1 protein-coding gene is annotated in these 385 nt (G+C 47.0%); it reads left to right on the forward strand.

Translation table 11 applies throughout. The features are described from left to right. Positions 1 to 288, forward strand: a 288-nt coding sequence (locus CSV68_RS16875) for a UDP-N-acetylglucosamine 2-epimerase (RefSeq protein ID WP_199175062.1), incomplete at its 5' end; no start/stop codon positions are given. Positions 289 to 385 lie beyond the last annotated feature (97 nt).

Genomic DNA, 385 nt, shown 5'->3' on the forward strand with positions numbered 1-385 from the left:
CGTTCGCACATTATCCTCACAGACTCAGGCGGTATCCAAGAAGAAGCACCATCGCTTGGAAAACCTGTTATTGTTCTGCGAGACACAACCGAACGCCCAGAAGGTATTGATGCAGGAACACTGCGCCTGGCGGGAACAGAAGAAGAAAACATCTTCCAACTTTCCGACGCGCTGCTATCCGACGATGCGGAGTACGAAAAAATGTCCAAGGCTCATAACCCATACGGTGATGGCCATGCATCTGCACGAATAGTAGAGTCGCTACTCAAATATTTATCTTCATTATAAGAACCGAAACAGCAGAGAATTCTCATCTGCTGTTTTTTTTGTCTGCCAATAAAAGTGGCTAAGACAAGAGAGGGGAGGGGCTTGTAGTTCGGGATGA

Source organism: Sporosarcina sp. P29, assembly GCF_002743265.1.
Classification (GTDB): Bacteria; Bacillota; Bacilli; order Bacillales_A; family Planococcaceae; genus Sporosarcina.